This is a genomic window from Candidatus Komeilibacteria bacterium CG_4_10_14_0_2_um_filter_37_10, from assembly GCA_002793075.1.
In the GTDB taxonomy this organism is placed as follows: Bacteria; Patescibacteriota; Patescibacteriia; order UBA1558; family UBA1558; genus UM-FILTER-37-10.
Genome location: PFPO01000044.1, coordinates 1 through 2,811, shown reverse-complemented (window position 1 = coordinate 2,811; position 2,811 = coordinate 1). Strand labels below are relative to the sequence as shown.

Below are 2,811 nucleotides of genomic sequence, written 5' to 3'. Positions count from 1 at the left end.
GACTGGAATTCTCTTGAAACCCAAAGGGAAACCCCGTATGAAAAAAAGCTATCTAGTTAAGATAGCTTTTTTGAGTGCGGGGAGGAGGTCATTATTCTCGCGTAGTAGTGAAATCATTCACAGAAAGTCCGTAATATAATATACTTATAGATATGAAAAAGGTTGTCAGTTATTTATTGGTCCTAGCTGTGTCTTTTTTGGTTGCTGGTAATGTGGGACAGGCAGCGATGACGATTACCAACGTTTCAATATTTGGCATTGCTAACAACAGTGCAATGTTACACTGGCGGACGCCCAATGAATGGACGCGCGCTATTATTTATTATGGTTTACAATCGGATAATCTAGATAAGAATATTATTTATGTTGCTTATCACGAGGATCACGAAACAGCTTTAACGGGTTTGGAGGTTGATAAAACTTATTACTATCGTATCCTGGCGATCAACCAAGCCAATCAAACAACGCAAAATTTTATCCAAAGTTTTTCTACGAAGGATATGAAAAGTACCGTCAAGCCCAGTTTTGAGGTGGCGGAATTGGTACAAGCATTATCCGACGCTGTTTTGATTAAGTGGGAGACAAATAAAGAAACAAAAGCTACTATTCGTTATGGTAAGGATCAAGACAATCTCAATCAAAACACTGGTTATGGTGCCTTGGATAAAAACCACTATTTATTTTTTGATGGCCTAGAACCTAACAATAGGTATCATGTGCAAATTGAGGCTGAGGATCGCGATGGTAACAAAGAATTAAGTAGGGGCATTGTTTTTAATACCTCGATCAATCCGACAACCAAACCAGATTTGCAAATTAATAATATTGAACCACAGAATTATAATCCCGAACTTATTTTTAATGACCGTGCCGTTATTAAGTGGCAAACAAACTATGCCGCTAGGGGCACTGTTTATTATGGGACGTTGCCAGATCGTTTGGACAAAAGTGTTAATACTACAGACTATTATCCAGTAACAGCACAACGAGTTGTTTTGGCCGAACTCAAAGCCCAGACTATTTATTATTATAAAATCAAAGCCCACACCAGTTTCTACAACAAAGAAACAGAAACCAAGGTGATGAGTTTTAGTACTGGTAAAGAAGCAGCGCCAGCGGTTAATGTTTTGGATAGTGATGGCGATACACTCAGTGATGAGTATGAGCTGCAAATTGGTACTGATCCCTTTAAAAGTGATAGTGATAGTGATGGCTATCCTGATGGTACAGAGGTACGTAATGGCTATAACCCCCTAGGCCTTGGTAAGGCGCGCGGTGCTGGCTTTAAATATAATCAAATGCGTTTACCGCTAGGATTGGAGCAAAAGTTAGCCTTGGAATTAAAACAAGAATTACAAAAAAAAATCGGTCAACTGAAAATAGCCAGCAAGGATTGGTCAAATTTTGTTAATGCCTATGTGTATGGCAATTATCCAATTGAAGTTTTAACCAAAGCAGCAGTGAAATATAGCAATCAGTTGATTAGTACTACTCAGCCCTGGGATACTTGGCGCGAAAATGCAACCTATAAAAATTATATTGATAAAAAATAGAAGTCTCATTGCCACCTCGACAAGAGGTGGTCTTTTTTATATGATAGAGTTATGCAGTCTAAACTTATAATAATAATTTTAATATTGGTAAGTGGCTTGCTGGTTAATGAAATAATTTATGGGTCAGTGTTGGCAGTTAAAAAAAGTTTACCACCGGAAAAAACTTGGCAAGAAATTCAGTCCTTGCCCCTCGTGACACCGAATAAGGAAGTCGTGAGTAATAATGCCACTACTCCCATAAAGTCATTGCCCCAGCAAGTAAATTTAGCAGTACCATTTTTGGTGCAGGCACCAGATGGTAATTGGCAGTTACCGTACCAAGAGAGTTGCGAAGAAGCAGCGATGTTAATGGCATATTATTATTGGCAGGGTAAAAAACAAAATCCCACCAAACAAGAAGCTAATAATGACATCTTAAAGCTAGTCGATTGGCAGAATAAAAACAAGGGAGATTACCGAGATACGACGATTTCTCAAGTAGCGACTATTGTTCAAGAGTATTGGCATTATCAAACAGAAATATTAGAACGCCCCACCGTAAAGCAATTGAAAAAATATTTAGACAACGGTTATCCAATCATTGCTCCATTTTATGGGCGAGCTTTGAAAAATCCGTATTTTCGTGATGCTGGCCCTCTGTATCACATGTTAGTACTGAAAGGTTATCAAGACGACAAGTTTATTACCAATGATCCTGGTACACGCCGGGGGCAAGATTATGTTTATACTATGACGGTAATCATGTCAGCGCTTCATGATTGGAATAGTGGTGATGTGCTCAGCGGAGAACCAAGGGTCTTAATTATTAAAAAAACAAGTCGTTAGTAAATCACTGTAACGTAATGCGCCTTTGGGCGTCATAATAGTTATCAAGGGTAAAAGATAAAGATATGAAAAACTTAGAAAATTTAGAAAAAAAGATGAATATTGGCTTAAATAGTTGGTTGCCACAAACCAACGGTGATTTTGTCGCCCACCAGATGGATAGTTGCGAACGTGACTATCACATCATCATATCGGCTTTAGCCCAAGCATCTTATACTGATAGGTCCAATACGAATTTTATGACAGATACGGTATAAAAATTAATTTGTTATTACATATATTAACTGGGTTAACCGATGAGGATAATCCAGTTTTTTTATAATATTTTGTACATTAAAATAAGGAATATAGATCATGGCAACACGTATCATCAAGCTGTATTTATGGCTGAAGATGGGAACAACGCTGGCCACCAGTTTGCATTTTTCCATCT

At 37.9% G+C, this 2,811-nt stretch carries 2 protein-coding genes and 1 pseudogene; all 3 read left to right on the top strand.

Annotated features, from left to right (window positions below; translation table 11 throughout):
* Positions 1 to 1,082 precede the first annotated feature (1,082 nt).
* The 3 genes and pseudogenes from COX77_02315 to COX77_02305 all read left to right on the top strand — a co-directional run bounded on the left by COX77_02315 (position 1,083) and on the right by COX77_02305 (position 2,635).
* A pseudogene (locus COX77_02315) lies at positions 1,083 to 1,274 on the top strand (hypothetical protein).
* Between the two features lie 330 nt (positions 1,275 to 1,604).
* Positions 1,605 to 2,378 carry a hypothetical protein gene (locus COX77_02310; protein PIZ99171.1) on the top strand — a complete coding sequence of 258 codons (774 nt, stop codon included), beginning with the start codon at positions 1,605 to 1,607 and terminating at the stop codon, positions 2,376 to 2,378.
* A gap of 65 nt (positions 2,379 to 2,443) precedes the next feature.
* Positions 2,444 to 2,635: a hypothetical protein gene (locus COX77_02305; GenBank protein ID PIZ99170.1), complete on the top strand. Its 192-nt coding sequence runs from the start codon at positions 2,444 to 2,446 to the stop codon at positions 2,633 to 2,635.
* Positions 2,636 to 2,811 lie beyond the last annotated feature (176 nt).

Coding starts and splice junctions, on each gene's coding strand:
- COX77_02305 (PIZ99170.1), top strand. CDS start 2,444: ATGAAAAACTTAGAAAATTTAGAAAAAAAGATGAATATTGGCTTAAAT.
- COX77_02310 (PIZ99171.1), top strand. CDS start 1,605: ATGCAGTCTAAACTTATAATAATAATTTTAATATTGGTAAGTGGCTTG.